The following is a 23,805-nucleotide window of genomic DNA, read 5'->3' as shown; positions in this document are numbered from 1 at the left end:
CACAGGCTACTCAGGATGCCAGGGCTGAGGATGGAGTAGCAACGCGCCTAGCTTTCGAGGGCTAACGGCTGTATGCATCTGCTGGTGCTCAAACGGGGGAGGAACCGCGTTCAACGGTAGCCCGCTTTTGGCCGCTTTCTGCCTGTCGCGAAAGGCAGAAAACGGCCGAAAGCGGTCTTTCAGGAGCCTCAGCCGGTCGCTCGTCCAAACCGTCCTGTGGGTAGCACTACTGATAGGGTGTCTTACAGGAATTGTCATGAAAGACATCAGCTAAGGTTGATGCCTAATAGCCATCAAGCCTAAGATGGGCTTCCCTTACCCCCAATGGACGAGCCGTAGATGAAGCCAAAATCTACCTAACAAAAAATTGGTCAAGAACTGCGAATGCCGCATCGGCAGATACCAGACCCAGGAGAGTCACTATTGACCATTGCAGCGCGAATTCAGGAATGCACAGCTAAGCTCGCTCTAGGGGATGCCGAAAATGCGTTCATCCAACTTGCAATTGCCATCGACGGCACAGCCAAGCTGCTTTATCCAGGAAAGAAGACATCTGAGCGCTGTAAAAAATTCTTGAAAGACAGCCTGCCGTTCATTCTCTGGTCACTAAGCAATGGAACACCAGCTAAAACAACTAGCCTATCATTCGAAGTTTCGAGTTCCAGCGATTCAGGGACATGTATTGAATTCGAAGATCTTGTCTACAAAGTCATGCGCTGCTCCATACTCCATGAAGGCGAACTCTCGGAGAAAGTGGAATTTGTCAACGCCCCCTACGTTGGCACGCTCAATGGCAGAGTACAGTTCCCTTTGGCATTACTTGGATCGTTGCTCTTCGCAGTAATCGCCAGCCCCGTGAACGAGCGTCAAATAGTTCATGAATCAACTTCATTCATCTTTGGCAGCACCAAGGTCCCTGTAAATGACATGCTTGGAAATTTGGAAAAGACCAAAAAAGCAATCCGAAACGGTTTCCTATATGACGTAGAGCACTTGCTTCAGAATTTTAATACCGAAGACAATCATGAACGACAAAAAAATTAATACACATACATCAAAACACCACCACCTATTACTCTGAGATGGTGTTTTGACAATTTGATAATGACGGATTCGGCAAGCTGGAATTAAATGTCTGTCAGCTGCTCCAGCTGGATAGTGCTGCGTCGTTCCAAAACCCTACGATGTGAAATGAAATATCCCTTTTGGGGAGAAATAGCTGGAACGTAGAAATCGCTCAGGCTATCACCGTACCCAAGTAGTTTTTCAGCTGCTGCAACATGGGCCGCCAGGGTTGCCAGTTCTTGTGCAGCCCTCTCAAAGCGGTCTGCCCAATAAAATCGAGCAGCCTGAAGAACTTTTGAGCTCAGACTGTCAAGCTCTGATTGCTTCTGCTGAATAACAGCATCAAGCTCCGAGAGCTGTGTGCAAAGTGCAGACGAGACTGTATTAGCACCTTGAAGCGTCTGTTTGATTATCGCCAACGCGTGGGACGCCTTCTGCAACAATCCCTCTGCCTTGCGCTCAACCCCGCTATCGTTCTCCCCCATCGCCTGGGCATAAGCTTGGGCGGCTTGATGTTCATCGCGTTCTGCAGCTTCAAATTCACGCTCGTGCTTCGTAACAAGACCTGCCCTTTTGAACTCCAGCATCTCTCGCTTTTCGCGTAGGCTTTTAATTTCGCTTTGAATCTTGGCTATATCTTTTTTTGCCTGCCGCACGTTTTCAGAGGCAAACTTTACACCATCTTCCCAGCTAACCAAGCCCTGAAGTCTTGGAATCTCTCGAGATAGCTCATCAATTTTAGCTTTAGCATTGGAGTAAGGCGCGATCTGATCCCGAGGATAAACAGGCCTTCCCTGACGGCTATTAGCGAATGTTTTCTCTGCCTCGTCAGCGACGGCTTTTAGCCGAGGAAGATCTTTCTTCAAGCTTGCGAGTTCAGCTTGGCATTGTTTTAGCATAGACGAATTTGTGCTCATTTTGGACTCCAATAATCAAATTTATGAAAGCGCAGGCGTAGGCAGGCCGAGCCTATAAGTGGCCATTAATCTCCCGGCTAGTTTAGTGCTACTAGTTATTCGCCAAGCAATACGTTTGAATTCACAACATAAACCCGTCCTTTCGGCATTCCGGGTAGTGTTACGGATTGGGCGGCTTTTCCGTCTCCGCTCGGCTCAAGTATTCCGCGCGCGACCAGCTCTCTATTTACATTTCGCAAGTTCATACCTTTAAAAACCTCATCACGCCAAGTCGTGCCGAGGAAGTAATAGGTCACCGACGTATATAAAGAGTCGCCAATGCCATGATCCATAGTCCTGCGAAAGCCAAGCCGGTCTGCTGTACGCGGCGCATGCTCATCGGTCTTTGCGGCAATAGAATCCCACCGCGTGAAGCGACTTTCTCCATAACGCTCCACCATGCCGCGCAGCCTGGCCACGATAGCGTCACCTTCCAGGTTTCCGGCACCGCCACGTTCAGCCAACCAAGCATCCAAGCACACGCGCGCGGATTGCAGCGCTATTCCGTCTGGCCATCCTGTAACGCCCAAGGCTGTAGCCAACTCACCTGCCGCCGCTGCCAGTCCGAAGCGAGTTGCGGCACGCTGTGCCTGGCCGCTGGCGCTGGCAGGTAATGCCTCAGTGGTAAACCGCTCCAGAGTGCTGCGCACCATGGCCGCATATGCCCGCAACTTACCGGGCTCACAGAGGGCCGACAGGAAAGCCTGGGCAGGCGTGCCATAGCATCGGCTAACCCGGGCCTTGAGCGCATCCGACAGCGCGGCGGCATCGTCGAAGCTATGCAGCTCTTCAAACAACCCTAGCCCTTTGCTCGCGTCAGCCGGTACAGCAAGCAGTCGCACCTCCATACCGGCTTTCAGGTCCTTGTTTGCCTCGGCCATGTGTTGCGCCAAGGTCTTTTCCCCGGTGGAGAGAAACAGCAAGCGCCATTCCTGAACTTGGCGCCCACTCATGCCACGATCATTGGCCCGCGCCTTACCGGTGCCGTTACCCAGCATGTAGACCGTTTCCCCAATGATCCGTGGGTCGCACATCCCGATCTCATCGAGCACCAGCAACCCGTCCGAGTGCGCCGCTGCGATACTTTCCAGGGCGTTGTCTGTCGAGCGCCAGGAACGCACCAGACGTGGCCCACCCCAAACCGAGGCAGCCACCTGCAGGTGGGTGGTCTTCCCGCCCGAGCTATCGCCGTACAGGTGGAAACCGCCCGACTCGTGCCCGAGTAGATGCAACACCGCACCAGCGAAAGCCACGCATACGACGAACGCCAGGCGGTTATTGCCCACGCAAAGCGCACCGATTTGCTGCTGCCATTGTTCCAGTGTCCCCGCCTGAGTGATCGACGGAAGCTGAGCACCGGCTTCGTAGAAGTGCAGATATTCGGCGGTGGCACCTATCTGCCGATCTGGCAGCAAGTAGGCATCCCCGTGCCAGCCCAGACGAGTGACCAGGCGAGCCCGCTCAGCACCGTCATAGCCCTGCAAGTAGCTCTGTAGATCGTTGCGCGAATTGCGAGCAGTGCGCACGGGCGCCAGGCGCAGCCCCATATCGACCAGTGGCGCGAGCACTTCCTTGCCAAAGTCGCCGGCCATTGCCCTGGCCGGAATGTTGAGGCGCTTGTTGGCCCCATCCGGGTCATCGAACTCCACCAGCAACCCCCAGCCGTGGCCCTTTTCGTCACGGGTCCGAGCCAATACCTCTAGCCGTGAACAAACCGGGCGTGCTTCACCATCCTCACCGGCATAGAACACCCCATCTTTCGTGACACGGAAGCCGCTCGGGGCTGGGGCGGTTTTCTTCTCAGGTTGCGGCTTGGCCTGGCCAGTGGTCTTGTTCTGCTTGGTGGGGGTGGGTGTGGCGGCAGGTACGAGGGCGAATAGCTTCCCGGTGCGCTGCAGCTCTGCTAAGTGTTGAGCCGTCCAGCCTTTGGACAGGGCATCCGCCGCATCGTCACCTTCGCGCCACTCACCGCCTGGGGCGAAAGTGGGGCGCTCGCCCTCCATGCCAGGGAGTAGCCCGAACGCCGTCAAGGCTACCGTCTGGACCGAGGCAGCTCCAAGCTTTCGCAGGTGGTCGGCCAAGGCATCCATGCACTTAATGCCGGGGGCATCGTTGTCAGGCCAAAGCAATACGTCACGCCCGACTAGCGCCGCGAAATCAGCCTTCTGCCAAGAGTTCGTCCCGTTGGGCCAGCAGGTGGCAACATGCTCGGGCAACAGATCGGCAGCGGCATCGGAGGCCTTCTCGCCCTCGCACAGCACTACTGGCGCCAAGGGGCGTTTAGCCAGATCATCAAGTCGCAGCAGCGGGCGAGGCTCCGATAAACCCTGCCAGCGCCAAGCTAGCGAGTCATTTGCAGAGTTTTTGCACCAGGTGAGGGGCGCGAACACTTTGCGCGGCGTGCCGCTCTCATCCGGCCCGAGGTCGAAGCGGTACAGCACCATAAGTGGCTGACCGTTGGCGTCACGGTAAATCCAAACCTTGGAAGGTTTACCGTGCTGCCGGTGCGCTTGCAGCACCTTCAGCATTGCCTGCTCAGGAATGGGCAGCACGGGCACCCACTCTGGTTTTTTAGCCTGACTGGCGGGAGCTGTGACGTCGGATTTGCTCATCGCCTCGACACCGAGGAAGGCAGCCAGTTTGTTACACGCCTCCACATCTGTGCCGCGATCGAGGTAGCGCACCAGGTCAATCAAATCACCGCCTTTATCACCGGTGGCGAAGTCGCACCAGGTGGCTTTGGCCAAGTTCACCTTGAGCGAGCCTGAATGCTTGTCCGCTCTCGTTGGGTTGGGGGCGGTGTATTCCTTGCCACCGTCTACGCGCTTGCCACCGGGAAGCCAATGGGCCAGCACGCGCTCAATCGCCGCGCAGGAGGCGGCCTTGACCTGCGCAAAGGTCGGATGCCTGGAGTTGGGCATCTTCCTGCTCATGCCTGGCCACTCTCGGCAATCTGAATCCCAGTGGTCACATCATCGACAAGAGCCTTAGCCTGCTCACCCAAATAGTGCGCAGCCCACACAAGCGCATTGTTGTCGTCGCTCACGCCTGCTAGCTGCGTCAATTTGTTCACACAGCTCATGAGTACCGACGCCTGCTCCAATGCTTCCTCACCGGAGATATCGGGGCATACCCGGAAAAATGGTAGATTCGACGAGTTGTGCTTAGAGAAGGTGGCACCGCCCGCTGTATTAACCTGAATGCGCCCGCTCATTTCCGCCCCCTTTCCGCGACATGGCGGGTCGAATCGTCGGCATGCACGACCAAGATACGAATCTGCTCCAGCGTCCCACGTACGTCCCACAGAGCGCCGAGAATCACACGGTTAGTCAGGCGCTGCCCCTGCTCCGCCTCGAACTGATCCTCCAGCAAACACAGCACCGCCTGGGCTCGCTCAACGGCACAGGTGATCGCATCTATTGGGACGCCAGCGGGCGCCTGTGCGGTAACGCACAGCAGATCTTCGGGTTGAGAGCAGTGCTGTAGTTGAGTAGTCATTGGGCGCCCCCGTTTGCTTCCAGGGCGCGGGCACGGGCCATCGCCGCGTTGTAACGCGCCAAGCGGACGGAGAGGGATGAATTGGCGTGCAGTGCCGCAATAGCACGGGCCTTCAGGGCGGCAATGTGGCTCTGGAGAGCAGACGGATTGAGGGTGTGCATGGGGTGACGCTCCTTATGTGTGGAGCTGCCACGGTCCGTCGCCAAACGAATTAGGGTGGCAGCTGTGCGCAGGTTGGCGAACCGGTACATAAGGAAACCGGCAGACCCGAAGGTCTCCCACGCACAGCCGCCATAACACGGACGTACGGGCACAAAAAAAGCGCCTGCAATCGTGATGGGGGCGCCTGTGCGCCTTATGTTGATCGGGTCGCCAAACCCGGTCGCTGAATTTGCAGCGACAGGCGCAGAGTAACGTGTGACCCGACGAAGCGCAAGCTGAGTGGTGCGGGCAGGTTGCATGGCTCCTGGCCATGGCATAGAGTGAGCGGGCAAAGTGAAGATCCTCAGACGCCCTCGGTTGCAGCCGGGGGCGTTTTCGTTAGTGGATAATGGCCGGGCGACGCTCAAGCTTTAGCCAGGTGAGATTGCGGCCTTGCCTGGCCTTCTCATACATCTGTCCCAACGCATTGGGATTGGCGAGCACGTTGGGCACCAACTGCGCTGCATCCCGAATTACTACGTCCTCAGGCGCCTCGACAGCGAGCAGCATCCAATCAAGGGTCGGCCAAATCAGCAGCAGAACGTGCGCCCCTTTGCCTAGTGCTTCGTCGCGGAGTTTTTGCAGTCGCTCCAGTCGCCCAGGCGTAGGTGCCTTTGGACCCAGCTCGTCTATGGCATCAAGGGCAGCGGCGGGCAGGAAAATAGGTTTCATGCGGCGCACCCTCGCAACCAGGCCGCAACTCGCTGATCCTCCGCACATTCGCGCTCATACTCAGCACGCAGCATGCGGCGGCAATCCTCAGTGTTTACACGGACCCATTCGGACAGACCATCACAGGTCGGCTCATGCTCTGCGCGTTGGCTGATACGGCGGGCATCAACGTAGTTGTGCTCGGCCGCTTTGCGCTCAGCCGCTACTTGAGATTCCACATAGCCAGTCCACACCTCTGGGCAATTTGCATAGGCCGCATCACTCCCTACGAGCCAGTAAGTGACCCAATGGTTTGATTCGCTCGACTCTCCAGCGGGATGGGTCATAGCAAATGCGCCTGCCCCCACCACCTGTGCTGGCTCCATGCGCGTCCTATGCTGGCGCAATAGGGTAGGCAGTTCCCAAGGGGAAGGAACCAGCGGAAGCACCAGGCCATCTGGGTTGAAAAAGTGCGCTTTTCCATCCAGGCCGTTCCAACTTACACCTGCGACGGTACGTTGCTTCCAGTTGTTGCGGCCCGGCTGGTACAGGGCAAAGCCAATTCCGTATGTGTCGAAGAAGGGGCCAGTAAACGGCATGCGAGCGAGTCTCATGCAGTAATCCCCCGAGCTTCAATACGTTCACGCGCCCAGCGCTGCACTTCTGCGAGAACAAAGCCCACTGGCGCTCCCCGTGACGTGCTGCCGCTCAACGGCACGGGGCGGGGAAAGGTCGGATCGTCCTTGAGCCGCTTGTAGATAGTTGCGCGAGCTAGGCCGGTCATAGCCACCACATCGGGGAAGCGAATCAGCGTGGCGGCAGGATCAAAGCCTGGAACTTGACCAATACCCTGGCGCAGATTGCGCACCGAACCGCCGCCACCACGTGCATGGACAGCGGTCGATGGAGAGGGGTTGTTTGTGGATTGACGCGAGGACATTAGCTTTTCCCCCGAGGCGCCGTAGAAGTTTGGTGCCGCTTGGCTAGCCAGGCGTCCAGCTCGGCCCGCTGATAGCGGATGCGTGCGCCACAGCGGATGAAGGGGAGAGCGTGCCTACCAGTGCTGCGCCAGGTGGCCAGGGTCTTGACCGATAGGCCCAAGAATTTGGCTGCCTGCTCAGGCGTGAGGAGGTTAGCGGGCGAAACAGTTGTTACAGATCGGATGAGTTGCATGTGATGCCCCCGGATTTGATGAAACCAACGGGGGGGAAGATAAAGGGAGAGGGAAGTGAACTAGGTTCACTTCCCTGGAGTTCAGGCTGGAGGCAGAACACCTCCCTCGCGTAGTATTTCCCGTATGCGTTTTGACACAAGGCCTTCCGCAACCGGCCGCCTAGAAAGGATCCCTGAAATTTCACTGGGCTGCCTACCAGACGCGCGTAGCTCTCGGCCCGCATCACAGATGGCCTTATCGCGCTTGGCATTATTCTCTTGCCTGGCGGCACCGCTTCTCGCCCCGGCTTTCCTGCCTGTCGCTGCGCGAGACTTCTTCAATGCTTGCGCCAGCGCTTCGGGTGGAATACTTGGATTCCGATAAAGCTCCGCGAAGATGATGGAGTTGCGTGCGCGCCCTAGCATATCGACAGCCGACTCCCGTGCCTCGATCTCGGCTATCGAACATTCAATGCGGCAATCATTAACGATGGTGACGTAAAACTCAGGGTCATTCACCCTTAAGTCATCAACACGCGCGCGCCCAAATGCCTCCACCACATTGTCAGCCAATTGCGCTTGCCATTTGCGAAGAGCATGTATCGCTCGGCAGCCATAAGCCATAGCGAGGGCTGCCGCAAGCTGCGAATCGGTGGCACGCCTTTCCCATGCCCCCGCGTTACGCACCGCCCAAGCCAAGCCTAGTGCTGGAGACCGATCCAGCGCTTGCTCAATGTTGTAGAGCTTTCGGCTTATCTCTGCTACCGCCTCAATCGCCCACTCTTCAGGCGCCACTCTTCGCGTTCTTCTGGACGCCACATTTCGACACCAGCCGCCACTAGATCAAGCCCTTCATCGAAGCGCTCCGCGAATTCGCGATAAAGCGGCAACCACTCCAACTCCAATTCAAGCTCGTCGAGGTCGAGGTTCAAAGGACTAATTAATTTGCCAAGAGTCATAGCAATACGCCGTTAGCTATTTGACGATCCCCACGCCCCGGTTGGCGCAGACAAAGCCGCGCCGGGCCGTGATTGAGTGCTTGGGCGCATCGGAGGAGCGGCCAGCAGGAAGGGGAGGAGGCTTGCGTTGGCGTAGAGGGGCGCACGGGCCGAGTCGCCTCGTTCAAGGAACACCGTGTGTGTTCCGGCGCCTTCGTGTTCCGCCGCTTAGGCAAAGGTGTTCCTTGGCTACAGACCTCGTGTTTTTTGGCTTCCAGCGTTTTTGGAACACCAAGAACACCAAGAACACCGGCTTTTAATCGAATACTTGTTTTCATTGCTGTCCAATCGTGCCGAATGCTCCACGCACCACATTGCTTACTCCCTCCCCCACGCGAGCAAAGTCATAAGGCGTGATGTGCTTCTCTCGATTGGCATCCAGATAGTCGGCCCACCACTGAACCATGAGCCGGCGTTCTTCAATGTACTCAGCCTTGTGGATGTATGCCGCCCGCACACTGTTACGCTCTTGGTGGCTCATCTGACGCTCTACCGCGTCCTTGCTCCACAGTCCCGATTCGACGAGCGCGGAACAGGCCATGGCTCTGAACCCATGCCCACACACCTCGGTCTTTGTGTCGTAGCCCATGCGTCGAAGCGCCTTGTTCACCGTGTTTTCACTCATGGGCTTCCAGTGGTTGCTGTCACCCGCAAACACCAGGTCGAAGCGCCCGGTGAGCTGGCGCACCTGCTCGAGCGTGGCCAGTGCCTGGCGACTCAGAGGCACCAGGTGGGGCGTGCTCATCTTGGAGCCGCGATGCGAGTTCTTCACGCCCTCGATCTGCTGGCGCTCGCCGGGGATCTCCCACATAGAACGACCGGTGTCGATCTCTGGCCAGCGAGCAAACCGCAACTCACTGGACCGGATGAAAACCAGAAGGGTGAGCTGGGTGGCCAGCCGGGTCAGCGGCCGGCCGGTGTCGCCGTCGATTCTCTGCAGCAGCTCAGGCAGCCGATCCAGCGCCAGCGCAGGACGGTGAACGGTCTTGCGTGTGGCGGTTGCGCCCTGTAGGTCCACCGCTGGGTTGGTGTCGATGTGCCCGTGCTGTACGGCCATACGCATAATTCCGGTCATGTACTGCCGTAGCCGGCCAGCGGTATCCAGAACCTCGCGCTTCTCTACCGCCTTGAGCGGCGCCAGCAGGTCGCGAGTCTTCAGGCCGGCCACCGGACGCTGGCCTAAGGCCGGGAGCAGGTAAGTTTCGATCCGCCGCCACACCGTCGCGGCATGACCTGGTGACCATTTCTTGGAACAGGCCTCATGCCAGTCCTTGGCCAGCACGCCGAAGGTGTTGGCCCTAGCATTCGCCGCTTCGACCTTCCCCTGCCGGGCGCTCTCAATCGGGTCCTTACCATGCACCAACAACTCCAGCGCTTCGGCTCGGCGGGCGCGGGCGGCTTTGAGTGTCAGCGCTGGGTAGTTGCCGAAGGTGGCCAGCCCCTCTCTGCCATCCGGCCGCTTGAACTTCATGCGCCAGATCTTGCTGCCGTTCTTCTTGACCAGCAGGAACAGGCCCTGACCGTCGAACAGGGTGTAGTCCTTGTCCCGCGGCTTGGCGGCCTCGCATTTGGGGTCTGAGAGGGGTGTAACGGTGCGTGCCATAGGTATACGTTTTCTCGTCGAACCGGCGTATACCCTAACGTATACCTAAAATCGGTATATGCCTAGAGACAGAATGAGACAGCCAGATACAAGAAAGCCCGCACTTGGCGGGCTTTTCAGGGGATTCCGTGTACAAGAAGAGACGTATCGGAACAGTAGAATGGTGCCGGAGACAGGAATCGAACCTGCGACCTTCGCGTTACGAGTGCGCTGCTCTACCGACTGAGCTACACCGGCGTGTAGCGCAACGTACCACTGCTCACACCCGCAACGCAAACCCCTGTTTCCGCTAGTTTATTACCCTACCCTCAAGCCCCCTTGCAGCCCTTGGGCGCCAGGTCGTCCTCGATGTCGGTGGTGCACGCCCATCCAGTTGCCGAACGCTTCAAAGTCAGTGACTTGCCCACCACATTGGCCGGCGCATCCACCAGCGTGCAAGCAATGCTGCCGCTGCCATCCGTCGCCTTGCCATCGGCTGCGATCGCACAATGCGCCGTCGCCGGCTGGCCACCCAGCTCGGTTACGCCCGTCACATCTTTCCCGTCATTCAAGCGTAGATCCATCGCCGTCTTCAGCGCGCTGATCTCCAGCAACCCGGCCGCAGCCTTGGAGCGGGCCTGGTGGTTGGTGTACATCGGTAAGGCGATGGTCGCCAGAATGCCGATGATCGCGACGACGATCATCAGTTCGATCAGGGTGATACCGCGTTGCCCTTTCATGAACGTATTTCCTTTTTGATTCGCTAACACGTTGAGGTCCGTGGCGCCCAACCGGCAGCGGCGCAGTAGGCCTGAACAGACACCTTTTGTCACCCCTGCCCGCTTGGGCGTCATCTTCGCTGAACTACTCTAGTGAGCATCACGGACGCATGCCTTTGCATGGACGCGGCAAGCTGTTTCCAGCCTTGTCGCTGGAGCAGAAAAAGGACCTTCGAATGACTTCATCTTCACTCCTTTACAGCTGGCACGGCACCGACGCCAGCGGCACGCCGGTCAGCGGCCAGACACCTGGCCGCAGCCCGGCTTATGTGCGCGCTGCGCTGATCCGCCAGGGCATCACGGTGGCCAGTTTGCGGCCGGCCAGCGGGCTGACGTTCCGTTTGCCGAAGCGGCGCGAAAAGGCTGACCCGGCAGGGTTCAGCCGGCAGTTGGCGACATTGCTCAGGGCCGGGGTGCCGCTGCTGCAGGCGTTCGAGGTGATGGGGCGCAGTGGTTGCGATGCGGCGCAGGCTGCGTTGCTGGGTAGATTGAAACAGGATGTGGCCTCGGGCCTGGGGCTGGCGGATGCGTTGCAGCGTCACCCGGCATGGTTCGATGCGTTGTACTGCAACCTGGTGCGGGTGGGTGAGCATTCCGGCACGCTTGACCGGCAGCTCGAGCAGCTGGCGGGCATGCTGGAGCAGCGACGGGTGCTGCACAAGAAGGTGCGCAAGGCAATGATCTACCCGCTGCTGCTGTTGCTGATCGGGCTGGGGGTGTCAGCGATTTTGTTGCTGGAGGTGATTCCGAAGTTCGAGAGCATGTTCTCGGGCATGGGTACGACCTTGCCGGCATTTACCCAGTGGGTGATCGACTTGTCCACAGGGCTGAGTCGGTTTGCCCCGCTACTGCTGGTGATGGGCGTGGTGCTGGGTTTTGCCTTGCGCCAGCTTTACCGGCAGCACACGCCTGCGCGCCTGTGGATATCTCGGCGGGTGCTGGGCTTGCCGGTGTTTGGCAAATTGCTGGGGCAGGCGGCGCTAGCACGGTTTGCGCGTAGCCTGGCAACATCCTACGGCGCTGGCGTGGCGTTGCTGGATGCGCTTGTAACGGTGGCTGGAGTGACTGGGGGCGAACTGCACGAGCAAGCGGTGCTGCGGTTGCGCCAGGGCATGGCCAATGGGCAGGGGCTGAACCAGGCGATGGCCAGTGAACCGCTGTTTCCGCCTTTGCTGGTGCAACTGACGGCCATCGGTGAATCCAGCGGCACGCTGGACCAGATGCTGGAAAAAGCCGCCAGCCATTACGAGGAACAGGTCAGCCAGGCGCTGGACCAGTTGACCAGCCTGCTGGAGCCCGCCATCGTGCTGATCCTGGGCCTGCTGGTGGGGGGCCTGGTGGTGGCGATGTACTTGCCGATCTTCCAGTTGGGTAGCTTGATCTGAACATGACTTCATGGACTCTGCTGGCTGAACAGCCGGCGTACTTCCTCACCCTGGCCACGCTGCTCGGCCTGCTGGTGGGCAGCTTTCTCAACGTGCTGGTGTATCGCCTGCCGATCATGCTGGAGCGGCAATGGCAGCGTGAAGCACAGGAGATGTTGGGGCAGCCGATTGCGCAACACGAACGGTTCGACCTGTGCCTACCGGCCTCCCGCTGCCCACATTGCGCGCATCCGGTTCGCGCGTGGGAGAACATCCCGGTGATCAGCTATCTGGCCTTGCGCGGGCGGTGTTCATCCTGCAAAACCCGCATCAGCCCGCGCTACCCGCTGGTGGAAGTGGCCAGCGCGCTGCTTTCGCTGGTGGTGGCCTGGCGCTTTGGCGCTTCGGTCGAAGCCTTGCTGGCATTACCGCTCACCTGGTGCCTGCTGGCCCTGAGCCTGATCGATGCGGACCACCAGTTGCTGCCGGATGCGCTGGTGCTGCCGATGCTGTGGCTGGGGCTTATCGTCAATGCCTTTGGCATCTATGCCCCACTGACCGACGCGCTGTGGGGCGCGGTGGCCGGATACCTCAGCTTGTGGACCGTGTACTGGCTGTTCAAGCTGATCACCGGCAAGGAAGGCATGGGCTATGGCGATTTCAAGCTGATGGCGCTGATCGGGGCCTGGGGTGGCTGGCAGGTGCTGCCGTTGACGCTGCTGCTGTCGTCGGTGGTGGGGGCGCTGGTTGGCCTGTGCTTGCTGCGTTTGCGCCGGCATGCGATGGGGACAGCGATACCGTTTGGCCCTTATCTGGCGATTGCGGGGTGGATTGCTGTGCTCTGGGGTGATGAAATGTACGCCTCTTACATGCAACTGCTTGGATACTGATGGCCACTGCAGCCTTTACCCCCTGGATTCTCGGCCTGACCGGCGGCATTGGTAGCGGCAAGAGCGCCGCTGCCGAACGCTTCGTCGAGCTTGGCGTGCACCTGGTCGATGCCGACCAGGCAGCGCGCTGGGTGGTCGAACCTGGCCGCCCGGCCTTGGCCAGCATCGTCGAGCGCTTCGGCCCGGGTGTGCTGCAGGCGGACGGCCAACTCGACCGCGCCGCTCTGCGCCAACTGATCTTCGCCGACCCGGCGCAGCGCAAATGGCTGGAGCAACTGCTGCACCCGCTGATCGGGCAGGAGATTTTCAGCTACCTGGCAAAGGCGCAGTCGCCTTATGCAATCTACGTGTCGCCGCTGCTGATCGAGTCGGGCCAGTACCACAAAACCCAGCGTGTGCTGGTGATCGATGCACCGCAAGAACTGCAAATAGCCCGTACTCTGGCGCGCGACAACACCAGTGCCGAGCAGGTGCAAGCGATTCTGCAGGCCCAACTGGCCCGCGAGGAACGCCTGCGCCATGCCGATGATGTGCTGGTCAACGACGGCGACCTGGCCGCACTGCATGAGCAGATTGACCGCCTGCACCACTTTTACCTGACTTTGAAAGGAGGCCAGCCATGAGCCAGCCGTTGACCGTCGATTGCCCGACCTGTGGCGCACCTGTGGAATGGACCGAAAAAAGCGCGTTCCGGCCGTTTTGCTCGGACCGCTGCAAACTGATCGACCTGGGGGCCTGGGCGGCCGAGGAGCACAAGATTGCGGGGTCGGAAGAGTCCGAAGATGAGCTGTATTCGGGGGACCTGGAGCCGCGGCACTGAGCTGATTGCAAGGCGGTTGTGCCGGGCCCCTTGCCCCAGACCAAATCCTTGAGACTGGCGCGGTACCTGTAGGAGCGGCCTTGTGTCGCGATGGGCTGCAAAGCAGCCCCAGCAATTGTTGCTCTAACGCCAAAAACGGGGGCTGCTTTGCAGCCCATCGCGACACAAGGCCGCTCCTACAGGGTCCCCCACTATTTTCTAGACCGCATGATCACCGCTCATCTTCCTTCCAGGGCGCCTGCAGGTACCGTGTGCGGTTGAAGGTTTCCAGCCATTCCGGGCAGAACACCACCAGCGCACTGATGACCATGCCGTTGATGAACGCTTCGGGGAACATCATCAGCCACAGGTAGCCGACAAAGTCGCTGAGCCACTCCGGCAGGGCAAAGCGCCCATCCAGCCACAACACCCCCAGCGCCGCAGGCACACAAACCAGCACGGTCAGCGCGGCCGGGAAGAACCCCGAACAGAAGATATAAACGAACAGGTTGCGCGGCTGGGCACGTTCGACCAAGACCGCGCACACTTCGGTAATCAGCACCGGCAAGCCCACCAGCAACAAGCCATTCACCCCCAACGCTGCCAAGTCCTGACGCCCCAACACGAGCAAACCAAGCTGGGCCATGACCCCGCCCAGCACCGCCAGCGGCCAGTCCAGCAACAGGGTGACCGCCGTCATGCCAATGAAGTGGTAAGACACCCCGGTATCGAAATCGCGCCTCACCAGCCACAGTGCGAACAGGCAAAAGACTGTGCCAAACAGCAAATGCTGACGGCGCCGGTCGGTGAACAGCTCAACCCAGCGAACCCGGCTTACCGCCCAGATCAGCAATGGCACATAACCCAGCCAACCAAGGGTAACGGTGGTGCCGGACAACACCTGCGCGCTGATCACCTGACAAATACCCCTATCGATGCTATGGACAATCCCAGTCTACACCCATTCAAATTCAGCATCTTATCGTCATGGTTTAACGGCTAAGCTTGTCTGCATGGATGACTCAGACTACCTGCGCCTGCTTACCATCCAGGCCGAACAAGCCAATGCCTTTCTCTCCAACGCCCGCAAGTGGGAGCGGGAGCGTTGGGTGTGCCAGCGCCTGTTGCAGGGGTTGAACATTCCCTATCGCAGCGAGGACTTCACCCCAGCCGGCCAGGAGCCGCCGGACGTGTTGTTCCGCGACGCGGCCTTCGAGGTATTTTTCGTGCTCGACGAGGGCCGCCGACTGAACGATGAATGGCGCGAAGAGCTGCAGCGCAGGCGCAGTGCGTTTTCCTTGGCGCAGCTGGTGCGGCGTGAAGCACGCCCACGGCGCATCAGTGCCACCGAATTGCTGGGGCGCCTGGCGCCGACCTTGCGCAAGAAGGCGCACAATTACCGGGAACGCGGGCTGGAGCTGAACGAGCTGGACATCATCGCGTTCTCCAGCCTCAAGCGCGAAGTGCTCGACCTCAACACCCACTTCCCGCCGCCCACCGAGTACCTGCGCCAGGGCTGGCGCTCACTGTCGCTGGTCGGGCCAACCTTTGCCCGGGTGCTGTTCGCCCACCCTGACGCGCCAGACTTCCTGCGCGGCAACCTGGGCCGCAGCATCGTCTTCGACGTAGGCATCAGTCTTTGATCCAGTGCAGCGAATGTTTGCGATGGCGTACACTCGGCGCCAGGGATAGAAAGCATTATCATTTGTTTCAAGCGCTTGCGCGAACGCTGTAGCGTTTGCGCAGTCACAAACGTCTACCTGACGAGGCCCACCATGACCAGCCGCCTGAACCCGGAAGATCAGCGTCGTGTCGATGAGTATCTGCGAGCCCCCCAGCACCAAGTCGAGCGCAGGCCCTTCCGGCCGTGGCTGCTCCTTGTGCTGGTGCTGGCCGTGACCATCGGGTTGGGTCTCATCAGCCGCCTGCTGAGTGGACTGGTGCTATGAGCTGCTTCGCGCTCGCCCTTCCCTCGTGCAGTTTGCGGCCGCCCCTCTGGGGCACGAATTCCGTAAACCTTATGAGATATTCCCATGACTCATCGCATCGTGATTGTCGGCGGCGGCGCCGGCGGCCTGGAACTGGCGACCCGCCTGGGTAAAAGCCTGGGCAAGCGCAAGCAGGCCGACATCACCCTGGTCGACGCCAACCTCACGCACATCTGGAAGCCATTGCTGCACGAAGTGGCCGCTGGCTCGCTGAACTCCTCGGAAGACGAACTGAACTACGTGGCCCAGGCCAAGTGGAACCACTTCAATTTCCAGTTGGGGCGCATGAGCGGCCTGGACCGTGAAGGCAAACAGATTCAACTGGCCGCCACCCTCGATGAAGAGGGCCGCGAGCTGTTGCCTGCGCGCACCCTGGGCTACGACACCCTGGTCATCGCCGTGGGTTCCAACACCAACGACTTCGGCACCCTGGGCGCAGCGCAACATTGCCTGTTCCTGGATACCCGCAAGCAGGCCGAGCGCTTCCACCAGCAACTGCTCAACCACTACCTGCGCGCCCACGCCGGCGACGTGGCCAGCGAAAAAATCAGCGTAGCCATTGTGGGCGCCGGTGCCACCGGTGTGGAGCTGGCGGCCGAGCTGCACCATGCTGCCCACGAGCTGGCGGCCTATGGCCTTGACCGCATCCAGCCCAAAGACATGCACATCACCCTGATCGAGGCCGGCCCGCGCGTACTGCCGGCGCTGCCGGAGCGCATCAGCGTGCCGGTGCACAAGACCCTGGAGAAACTCGGGGTGAAGGTGATGACCAACGCCGCGGTCAGTGAAGTGACCGAGGACGGCCTGAAAACCAAGGACGGCGAAGTGATCCAGGCCAGCCTCAAAGTGTGGGCGGCGGGTATCCGTGCGCCAGGCTTCCTCAAGGACATCGATGGCCTGGAAACCAATCGCATCAACCAGCTGGTCGTGCGCCCTACCCTGCAAACTACCCGCGACGACAACATCTTCGCCTTCGGTGACTGCGCCGCCTGCCCGCAACCCGGCAGCGACCGCAACGTACCGCCACGGGCCCAGGCTGCGCACCAACAGGCTTCGATGCTGGCGCAAAGCCTGAAGGCGCGGCTGGAGAACAAGGCGCTGCCGACCTACGAGTACAAGGACTACGGCTCGCTGGTGTCGCTGTCGCGCTTCTCGGCGGTGGGCAACCTGATGGGTAACCTGATGGGCAGTGTGAAGCTGGAAGGCTGGCTGGCGCGGATGTTCTACGTGTCGCTGTACCGCATGCACCAGATGGCGTTGTACGGGTTCTTCCGCACGGCGTTGATGATGCTGGGTAGCAAGATTGGCCGGGGTACAGAACCGCGCTTGAAGCTGCACTGACAGTTGCCGGGGGCGCTTAGCGCCCCTCTCGCGGCGCAAGGCCTGCAAGGCAGGCCCAACATTCTGACAGGCAAAGAAAAAGGGCATCTCTTGCGAGATGCCCTTTGTTCATGGTGGGTCGTGTAGGATTCGAACCTACGACCAATTGGTTAAAAGCCAACTGCTCTACCAACTGAGCTAACGACCCAAAAATGGTCGGGGTGAGGGGATTCGAACTCCTGACATCCTGCTCCCAAAGCAGGCGCGCTACCGGACTGCGCTACACCCCGGGTCTTTCAAAAAAAAGGGCATCTCTTTGAGATGCCCTTCTTTACATGGTGGGTCGTGTAGGATTCGAACCTACGACCAATTGGTTAAAAGCCAACTGCTCTACCAACTGAGCTAACGACCCAAAAATGGTCGGGGTGAGGGGATTCGAACTCCTGACATCCTGCTCCCAAAGCAGGCGCGCTACCGGACTGCGCTACACCCCGAGATTGGCTCCGCGACCTGGACTCGAACCAGGGACCCAATGATTAACAGTCATTTGCTCTACCGACTGAGCTATCGCGGAACTGAACTTCGGTACAACTCCGAAGACTGTGTTCGCTTCGGACTCTTTAGCTGCTTCGCTTTCGCGTTGTCGCTGCTGAGGCCGGCTATTCTACATTCTTCGTTTTGCTTGTCAACCACTTTTTTTCATTCAACTTACTGATTTGTAAGTTGTTTTGCGGTCACCGTTGTTGCTGGTGATTCGCTTAGTGCCTGACAACGCGGCGTATATTAGGGGCACTCTAAATATGATGCAAGCAAAAATTTCAAAAATTTCAGCAAGTTATCCAAAGCGGCCGGAAAGCCCCGGTTTTACTGGGCTGTGCCGGCTTCTTCGCTGGCAAACCCGCCCCTCTCGGTATCCACAGCGCCTGTAAAGAAGCAAAAAAAAGCCCCGCAGGTGCGGGGCTCATGAGGATGCAAATTAGCCAAAGACGATTTCGTCGCCTTCCACCTTGGCGGTAATCGCCGCACCCGGCACAAACTTGCCTGCCAGGATCAGCTGCGCCAATGGGTTTTCGATCCAGCGCTGGATTGCCCGCTTCAGCGGCCGTGCGCCGTATACAGGGTCGTAACCCACGGCAATCAGCTTGTCCAACGCGTCCGGGCTCAAGCTCAGCGACAGTTCGCGCTCCAGCAGACGGCTGCGCAGGCGGCCCAGCTGAATCTCGGTAATGCCAGCGATCTGCTCACGGCCCAGTGGCTCGAACACCACCACTTCGTCGATGCGGTTGATGAACTCCGGACGGAAGTGCGCACCCACCGCATCCATCACCGCCGCACGTTGCGCCTCGCGGTCACCCACCAGCTCCTGAATCTGCGCCGAGCCCAGGTTGGAAGTCATCACGATCACGGTGTTGCGGAAGTCCACGGTGCGCCCATGACTGTCAGTCAGGCGGCCGTCTTCCAGCACCTGCAGCAGTACGTTGAACACATCCGGGTGGGCCTTCTCCACCTCGTCCAGCAGCACCACCGAGTATGGCTTGCGCCGTACAGCCTCGGTCAGGTAGCCGCCCTCTTCATAACCTACATAGCCTGGCGGTGCACCAATCAGGCGAGCCACGGAGTGCTTCTCCATGAACTCGGACATGTCGATGCGCACCATCGCCTCTTCGGTGTCGAACAGGAACTCGGCCAGCGCCTTGCACAGTTCGGTCTTGCCCACGCCGGTAGGGCCGAGGAACAGGAACGAACCACTTGGCCGGTTCGGGTCGGACAGCCCGGCACGCGAGCGGCGCACGGCGTTGGCCACGGCGGTTACCGCCTCGCCCTGACCGATCACGCGCTGGTGCAGCAACGCTTCCATCTTCAGCAGCTTCTCACGCTCGCCTTCGAGCATCTTGGCCACGGGAATACCGGTCCACTTCGACACCACTTCGGCAATTTCTTCCTCGGTCACCTTGTTGCGCAGCAACTGGTTCTCGGTCTTGCCGTGCTGGTCGACCATCTGCAGGCTGCGCTCCAAGTCCGGGATCACCCCGTACTGCAGTTCGGCCATGCGGCTCAGGTCGCCTTTGCGACGGGCGGTTTCCAGCTCCTGGCGAGCCTGCTCGATCTTTTGCTGGATCTGCGCCGAGCCCTGCACTTCGGCTTTTTCCGAGGCCCAGATTTCCTCCAGGTCGGAATACTCACGCTCCAGCCGCTCGATTTCCTCGGTCAGCTTCTCCAGGCGTTTTTTTGCCGCTTCGTCTTCTTCTTTCTTCAGTGCCTGCGACTCCACCTTCAACTGGATCAGGCGGCGATCAAGGCGGTCGAGCACTTCCGGCTTGGAGTCGATCTCCATACGGATACGGCTGGCCGCTTCGTCGATCAGGTCAATGGCCTTGTCCGGCAGCTGGCGGTCAGTGATGTAGCGATGGCTGAGCTTGGCCGCAGCGATAATTGCACCGTCGGTGATGGCCACCTTGTGGTGCACTTCATAGCGCTCTTTCAGGCCACGCAGGATAGCGATGGTGTCTTCCTCGCTCGGCTCCTCTACCAGCACCTTCTGGAAACGGCGCTCCAGGGCGGCGTCCTTCTCGATGAACTGGCGATACTCGTTCAGCGTAGTGGCACCGACGCAGTGCAGCTCGCCGCGGGCCAGGGCCGGCTTGAGCATGTTGCCGGCGTCCATGGCGCCCTCGCCTTTGCCAGCGCCGACCATGGTGTGCAGTTCGTCGATGAACAGGATGATCTGGCCTTCCTGCTTGGACAGCTCGTTCAGCAGGCCTTTCAGACGCTCTTCGAACTCGCCGCGGTATTTGGCACCGGCAATCAGCGCCCCCATGTCCAGCGCCAGCAGGCGCTTGCCCTTGAGGCCGTCTGGCACTTCACCATTGATGATGCGCTGGGCCAGGCCCTCGGCGATGGCGGTTTTACCCACGCCAGGCTCACCGATCAGCACCGGGTTGTTCTTGGTACGGCGTTGCAGTACCTGCACGGTACGGCGGATTTCATCGTCACGGCCGATCACCGGGTCCAGCTTGCCTTCTTCGGCACGCTTGGTCAGGTCGACGGTGTACTTGTCCAGGGCCTGGCGCGATTCCTCGGCGTTGGCGTCATTCACTGCCGCGCCGCCGCGCAGGTTGTTGATGGCGTTTTCCAAGGCTTTCTTGGTCACGCCCTGGCTCAGCAGCAGTTTGCCGAGTTTGCTGTTCTCGTCCATGGCGGCCAGCAGTACCAGTTCGCTGGAAATGAACTGGTCACCCTTCTGCTGGGCCAGGCGGTCGGCCTGGTTGAGCAGGCGCGCCAGGTCCTGCGACATGTTCACATCGCCGGTGGGGTTCTGGATTTTCGGCAGTTGGTCGAGTTCTTTCACCAGCCCTTGGCGCAGGCTGTTGATGTCGAAGCCTACCTGCATCAGCAGAGGCTTGATGGAGCCGCCCTGTTGTTCAAGCAGCGCCTGTACCAGGTGCACGGGCTCGATGGCAGGGTGGTCCATGCCAACGGCCAGGGACTGGGCATCGGATATTGCAAGTTGCAGCTTGCTGGTCAAACGGTCTATTCGCATGGTGTACCTTCCTTTAAAGGGCAGGTCGGAGCGATGGACAGCGCCTGTTTATGAAGAACCTGCCTGAGATGACCTTATAGATAAGGTTGATTCTGGAAGATTCAAGCGTAGCGGGGTTGACCGAAGTCAACCTGTTGGATTAGCGAGGCTCCAGCCACACCAAGGATGCAAACCGCCCACCCTGCGGGGTACGGCGATAGGAGAAGAACCGCTGATCGCTGACCGTGCAAAAGCCACCGCCATAAACGGCAGTGACGCCACGAGCAGCCAGGCGAATACGCGCCAGCTCATAGATGTCGGCCATCAGCTTGCCCGGCCGCTCGCCCTCGACAAACGCCCGGGCGGCTTCTGGATGCACGGCAGTGAAGGCATCGCGCACTTCCAGCCCTACCTCGAACGCCTGCGGGCCAATGGCCGGCCCCAGCCACACCAGCACCTCTTCCGCCGGCAGTGCCAGGCGGTCCAAGGTGGCTTCCAGCACACCGCCAGCCAGCCCACGCCAGCCTGCATGTGCCGCGGCCACACGGGTGCCCGCGCGGTCACAGAACAGCGCAGGCAGGCAATCGGCAGTCATCACGGTGCAGGCAATGCCAGGCTGGTCGGTCCAGCTGGCGTCGGCCTCGGCCACCACGGCTGGGTCGGCAGCCGCCACCACCAGGCCATGTACCTGCTTCAGCCAGGCCGGCTGAATGGCGAACGGGGCGCTGAGGCGACGGCGGTTCTCGGCGACGGCGGCAGGGTCGTCCCCACGTGGTCGCCAAGGTTGAAGGTTTCATAAGGCGGCAGGCTGACGCCGCCCTGACGGGTGGTGACACAGGCGCGAACCGAGGCCGGGGCCGGCCAGTCGGGGATCAGCAGCGACTGCGCCAGGCCACTCATCCGATGAAGCTCTCGCGGTCCTGGTTCAAAAGCGACAACAACCAGACGAAGTCATCCGGCAGTGGCGACTCCCACTTCATGATTTCACCGGTAATCGGGTGGGCCAAGGCGAGGAAACGCGCATGCAGCGCCTGGCGCGGGAAGGTCTTGACCGCCTCGACCATGGTTGGGCTGGCAGCCGGCGGAATACGGAAGCGCCCGCCGTACGTCTGGTCGCCAACCAGAGGGAAACCTACATGGGCCATGTGCACGCGTATCTGGTGGGTGCGGCCGGTTTCCAGCTTCACTCGTACATGGGTGTGCGAGCGGAAGCGCTTGAGCACACGGTAATGGCTGACCGCCGGCTTGCCGCCGTCGGTTACCGCCATGCGCTGGCGCATGCCGCCATGGCGGCCAATGGGCGCGTCGATCTTGCCACCGGCTGTCACCACACCAATCACGATGCACTCGTAGATACGGCTGACCTTGCGGGCCTGCATCTGCTCGACCAGCTTGGTCTGCGCCTGCAAGGTCTTGGCCACCACCATCAAGCCGGTGGTGTCCTTGTCCAGGCGGTGAACGATACCGGCGCGCGGCACGTTGACGATGTCTGGCACGTGGTGCAGCAGCGCATTGAGCAGCGTACCGCTGGCATGCCCGGCGGCCGGGTGCACGACCAGCCCGGCAGGCTTGTTGATCACCATGATATGGTCGTCTTCGTAGACGATATCCAGTTCGATATCTTCTGCGATCCACTCACCCTGGGCCTCTTGCTCGGCCTCCAAGGCAAGCAGCGAACCGCCATAGACGAGGTCTCGAGGGCGCACGACTGCACCATCGACCGTCAGGCGGCCCTCTTTGATCCACGAAGTTAGCCGCGAACGCGAGTACTCGGCGAACAATTGGGCGGCGACCTGGTCGAGGCGTTGGCCGCCCAGTTCGGACGGTACCTCTGCGCTAAGTTGAATGATCTCGGACATGCTCGATTCGGCGGGCGCACAGCCTTTGGTTTCGGCTGCGAGCTTGTGGTTAAATACGGCTTCTTTTGTCCCGGGGTTGGCCGGGGCGCTCATCATAACAGGACGGCACCGCCCAAGACAGCGGCCGTCAAAGGGACGCAAGCCGCCATGCAAGTGAAACACCTGCTGCTGATCGCCATCCTCGGGCTTACCGCGGCCTGTTCCTCTAATAAAGAGGTCATTGACGAGAACCTCAGCGAGGCCGAGCTGTACCAGCAGGCCCAGGCTGATCTGGACAACTCCAGCTACACCAGCGCCGTGAACAAGCTCAAGGCCCTGGAATCGCGCTACCCGTTCGGCCGCTATGCCGACCAGGCGCAGCTCGAGCTGATCTACGCCAACTACAAGAACTCCGAGCCTGAGGCCGCCAAGTCGGCCGCCGAGCGCTTCATCCGTCTGCACCCGCAGCACCCGAACGTCGATTACGCCTACTACCTCAAGGGCCTGACCTCGTTCGACCAGGACCGTGGCCTGCTGGCGCGCTTCCTGCCACTGGACATGACCAAGCGTGACCCGGGCGCCGCCCGCGACTCGTACAACGAGTTCGCCCAGCTGACCAGTCGCTTCCCCAACAGCCGCTACGCGCCAGACGCCAAGCAGCGCATGATCTACCTGCGCAACCTGCTGGCCTCGTACGAAATCCACGTGGCCGATTACTACCTGAGCCGCCAGGCTTACGTAGCTGCCGCCAACCGGGGCCGCTACGTGGTCGAGAACTTCCAGGAAACCCCATCGGTCGGTGACGGCCTTGCAGTGATGGTCGAGTCGTACCAGAAAATGCACCTGGACGAACTGGCCGCCAGCAGCCTGGAAACCCTCAAGCTCAACTACCCGGACCACCCGAGCCTGGTCGATGGCGAGTTCCAACCCAAGCAGACCGAGTCTGACGGCCGTGGCTGGCTGTCCAAGGCCACCCTGGGCCTGATCGAGACCGACGCCCCGCTGCCGCCGGGCGAAACCCGCGCCAACCAGGACGTGGTCAAGCAGTTCCAGGACGCGCGTGACGAGATGCCGCAAGAGCTGCTGCCTAAAGACGAAAACGGCGACCCGATCGTGCCGGAAGGCCCGAAAGAGGCCGAGAAAGACCGCTCCTGGTTCAGCTACATGACCTTTGGTCTGTTCGACTGACCCACAGCGGTAAATG

24 protein-coding genes, 6 tRNA genes and 1 pseudogene are annotated in these 23,805 nt (G+C 60.1%); 9 read left to right on the top strand and 22 right to left on the bottom strand.

What is annotated here, in order from left to right; translation table 11 throughout:
* Positions 1-423: 423 nt before the first annotated feature.
* Positions 424-1,044, top strand: coding sequence for a hypothetical protein (locus AB5975_13570; GenBank protein ID XDR22726.1), 621 nt, complete (start codon positions 424-426; stop codon positions 1,042-1,044).
* 83 nt (positions 1,045-1,127) lie between these two features.
* On the opposite strand, the gene AB5975_13565 is transcribed toward AB5975_13570, so the two are convergent.
* From AB5975_13565 to AB5975_13505, 13 genes are all read right to left on the bottom strand, one after another.
* Positions 1,128-1,982 (bottom strand): hypothetical protein, encoded by an 855-nt coding sequence (locus tag AB5975_13565; protein ID XDR22725.1) that lies wholly within the window; start codon positions 1,980-1,982, stop codon positions 1,128-1,130.
* A gap of 95 nt (positions 1,983-2,077) precedes the next feature.
* Complete coding sequence (locus AB5975_13560; protein ID XDR22724.1) at positions 2,078-4,954, bottom strand: DUF927 domain-containing protein; 2,877 nt, start codon at positions 4,952-4,954, stop codon at positions 2,078-2,080.
* A complete protein-coding gene (locus AB5975_13555) occupies positions 4,951-5,235 on the bottom strand; it encodes a DUF3077 domain-containing protein (GenBank protein ID XDR22723.1) in 285 nt (94 codons plus the stop codon). The genes AB5975_13560 and AB5975_13555 overlap by 4 nt, the downstream gene beginning before the upstream one ends.
* Positions 5,232-5,519, bottom strand: a complete 288-nt coding sequence (locus AB5975_13550) for a hypothetical protein (protein XDR22722.1) — start codon at positions 5,517-5,519, stop codon at positions 5,232-5,234. Before AB5975_13550 ends, AB5975_13555 begins: the two co-directional genes overlap by 4 nt.
* Complete coding sequence (locus AB5975_13545; protein ID XDR22721.1) at positions 5,516-5,680, bottom strand: hypothetical protein; 165 nt, start codon at positions 5,678-5,680, stop codon at positions 5,516-5,518. The genes AB5975_13550 and AB5975_13545 overlap by 4 nt, the downstream gene beginning before the upstream one ends.
* A 379-nt stretch (positions 5,681-6,059) precedes the next feature.
* Positions 6,060-6,392: a hypothetical protein gene (locus AB5975_13540; protein ID XDR22720.1), complete on the bottom strand. Its 333-nt coding sequence runs from the start codon at positions 6,390-6,392 to the stop codon at positions 6,060-6,062.
* Positions 6,389-6,985, bottom strand: coding sequence for a hypothetical protein (locus tag AB5975_13535; protein ID XDR22719.1), 597 nt, complete (start codon positions 6,983-6,985; stop codon positions 6,389-6,391). Before AB5975_13535 ends, AB5975_13540 begins: the two co-directional genes overlap by 4 nt.
* Positions 6,982-7,311, bottom strand: a complete 330-nt coding sequence (locus tag AB5975_13530; protein ID XDR22718.1) for a helix-turn-helix transcriptional regulator — start codon at positions 7,309-7,311, stop codon at positions 6,982-6,984. The genes AB5975_13535 and AB5975_13530 overlap by 4 nt, the downstream gene beginning before the upstream one ends.
* The gene (locus AB5975_13525) at positions 7,311-7,544 is read right to left on the bottom strand and encodes a helix-turn-helix domain-containing protein (GenBank protein ID XDR22717.1); all 234 of its coding nucleotides are present in this window, start codon (positions 7,542-7,544) and stop codon (positions 7,311-7,313) included. The genes AB5975_13530 and AB5975_13525 overlap by 1 nt, the downstream gene beginning before the upstream one ends.
* A gap of 740 nt (positions 7,545-8,284) precedes the next feature.
* Positions 8,285-8,482 (bottom strand): hypothetical protein, encoded by a 198-nt coding sequence (locus AB5975_13520; GenBank protein ID XDR22716.1) that lies wholly within the window; start codon positions 8,480-8,482, stop codon positions 8,285-8,287.
* Between the two features lie 313 nt (positions 8,483-8,795).
* Positions 8,796-10,124: a tyrosine-type recombinase/integrase gene (locus AB5975_13515; GenBank protein XDR22715.1), complete on the bottom strand. Its 1,329-nt coding sequence runs from the start codon at positions 10,122-10,124 to the stop codon at positions 8,796-8,798.
* A 161-nt stretch (positions 10,125-10,285) separates the two neighbouring features.
* Positions 10,286-10,361, bottom strand: a tRNA-Thr gene (locus tag AB5975_13510).
* Between the two features lie 71 nt (positions 10,362-10,432).
* The gene (locus AB5975_13505; GenBank protein XDR22714.1) at positions 10,433-10,843 is read right to left on the bottom strand and encodes a pilin; all 411 of its coding nucleotides are present in this window, start codon (positions 10,841-10,843) and stop codon (positions 10,433-10,435) included.
* A gap of 215 nt (positions 10,844-11,058) precedes the next feature.
* Here AB5975_13505 and AB5975_13500 point away from each other — a divergent pair, with 215 nt between their 5' ends.
* Genes AB5975_13500 through yacG form a run of 4 tightly spaced genes read left to right on the top strand, consistent with a single transcriptional unit; the run spans position 11,059 to position 13,956 of the window.
* Positions 11,059-12,267, top strand: a complete 1,209-nt coding sequence (locus AB5975_13500; GenBank protein XDR22713.1) for a type II secretion system F family protein — start codon at positions 11,059-11,061, stop codon at positions 12,265-12,267.
* 2 nt (positions 12,268-12,269) lie between these two features.
* Positions 12,270-13,136, top strand: a complete 867-nt coding sequence (locus tag AB5975_13495; protein ID XDR22712.1) for an A24 family peptidase — start codon at positions 12,270-12,272, stop codon at positions 13,134-13,136.
* On the top strand, positions 13,136-13,759 hold the full coding sequence (gene coaE / locus AB5975_13490; GenBank protein XDR22711.1) for a dephospho-CoA kinase: 624 nt from the start codon (positions 13,136-13,138) through the stop codon (positions 13,757-13,759). Before AB5975_13495 ends, coaE begins: the two co-directional genes overlap by 1 nt.
* Positions 13,756-13,956, top strand: coding sequence for a DNA gyrase inhibitor YacG (yacG, locus tag AB5975_13485; protein XDR22710.1), 201 nt, complete (start codon positions 13,756-13,758; stop codon positions 13,954-13,956). The genes coaE and yacG overlap by 4 nt, the downstream gene beginning before the upstream one ends.
* Before the next feature lie 211 nt (positions 13,957-14,167).
* Here the strand turns inward: yacG and AB5975_13480 are convergent, their stop codons facing one another.
* Positions 14,168-14,851 carry an energy-coupling factor ABC transporter permease gene (locus AB5975_13480; protein XDR22709.1) on the bottom strand — a complete coding sequence of 228 codons (684 nt, stop codon included), beginning with the start codon at positions 14,849-14,851 and terminating at the stop codon, positions 14,168-14,170.
* Between the two features lie 97 nt (positions 14,852-14,948).
* Between AB5975_13480 and AB5975_13475 the strand changes: the two genes are divergently transcribed.
* The 3 genes from AB5975_13475 to AB5975_13465 all read left to right on the top strand — a co-directional run bounded on the left by AB5975_13475 (position 14,949) and on the right by AB5975_13465 (position 17,264).
* Positions 14,949-15,578, top strand: coding sequence for a DUF1780 domain-containing protein (locus AB5975_13475; GenBank protein ID XDR22708.1), 630 nt, complete (start codon positions 14,949-14,951; stop codon positions 15,576-15,578).
* Positions 15,579-15,710: 132 nt separating this feature from the next.
* A complete protein-coding gene (locus tag AB5975_13470; protein ID XDR22707.1) occupies positions 15,711-15,884 on the top strand; it encodes a DUF3094 domain-containing protein in 174 nt (57 codons plus the stop codon).
* A gap of 84 nt (positions 15,885-15,968) precedes the next feature.
* The gene (locus AB5975_13465) at positions 15,969-17,264 is read left to right on the top strand and encodes an NAD(P)/FAD-dependent oxidoreductase (GenBank protein ID XDR22706.1); all 1,296 of its coding nucleotides are present in this window, start codon (positions 15,969-15,971) and stop codon (positions 17,262-17,264) included.
* 111 nt (positions 17,265-17,375) lie between these two features.
* On the opposite strand, the gene AB5975_13460 is transcribed toward AB5975_13465, so the two are convergent.
* The 8 genes and pseudogenes from AB5975_13460 to rluD all read right to left on the bottom strand — a co-directional run bounded on the left by AB5975_13460 (position 17,376) and on the right by rluD (position 22,622).
* A tRNA-Lys gene (locus AB5975_13460) sits at positions 17,376-17,451 on the bottom strand.
* A gap of 5 nt (positions 17,452-17,456) precedes the next feature.
* Positions 17,457-17,533: transfer RNA gene (locus AB5975_13455), tRNA-Pro, on the bottom strand.
* Between the two features lie 46 nt (positions 17,534-17,579).
* A tRNA-Lys gene (locus AB5975_13450) sits at positions 17,580-17,655 on the bottom strand.
* A 5-nt stretch (positions 17,656-17,660) separates the two neighbouring features.
* Positions 17,661-17,737 (bottom strand) — tRNA-Pro (locus tag AB5975_13445).
* 4 nt (positions 17,738-17,741) lie between these two features.
* A tRNA-Asn gene (locus tag AB5975_13440) sits at positions 17,742-17,817 on the bottom strand.
* A 402-nt stretch (positions 17,818-18,219) separates the two neighbouring features.
* Complete coding sequence (gene clpB / locus AB5975_13435; GenBank protein ID XDR22705.1) at positions 18,220-20,784, bottom strand: ATP-dependent chaperone ClpB; 2,565 nt, start codon at positions 20,782-20,784, stop codon at positions 18,220-18,222.
* 139 nt (positions 20,785-20,923) lie between these two features.
* Positions 20,924-21,663: pseudogene (pgeF, locus tag AB5975_13430) on the bottom strand (peptidoglycan editing factor PgeF).
* Entirely contained in the window at positions 21,660-22,622 is a 963-nt protein-coding gene (rluD, locus tag AB5975_13425) for a 23S rRNA pseudouridine(1911/1915/1917) synthase RluD (GenBank protein ID XDR22704.1), read from the bottom strand. The pseudogene pgeF and the gene rluD overlap by 4 nt, the downstream one beginning before the upstream one ends.
* 147 nt (positions 22,623-22,769) lie before the next feature.
* Here rluD and AB5975_13420 point away from each other — a divergent pair, with 147 nt between their 5' ends.
* The gene (locus tag AB5975_13420) at positions 22,770-23,789 is read left to right on the top strand and encodes an outer membrane protein assembly factor BamD (GenBank protein ID XDR22703.1); all 1,020 of its coding nucleotides are present in this window, start codon (positions 22,770-22,772) and stop codon (positions 23,787-23,789) included.
* Positions 23,790-23,805 lie beyond the last annotated feature (16 nt).

It is taken from the genome of Pseudomonas putida, assembly GCA_041071465.1.
Classification (GTDB): domain Bacteria; phylum Pseudomonadota; class Gammaproteobacteria; order Pseudomonadales; family Pseudomonadaceae; genus Aquipseudomonas; species Aquipseudomonas putida_P.
This window is presented reverse-complemented; position numbering and strand designations above follow the sequence as displayed.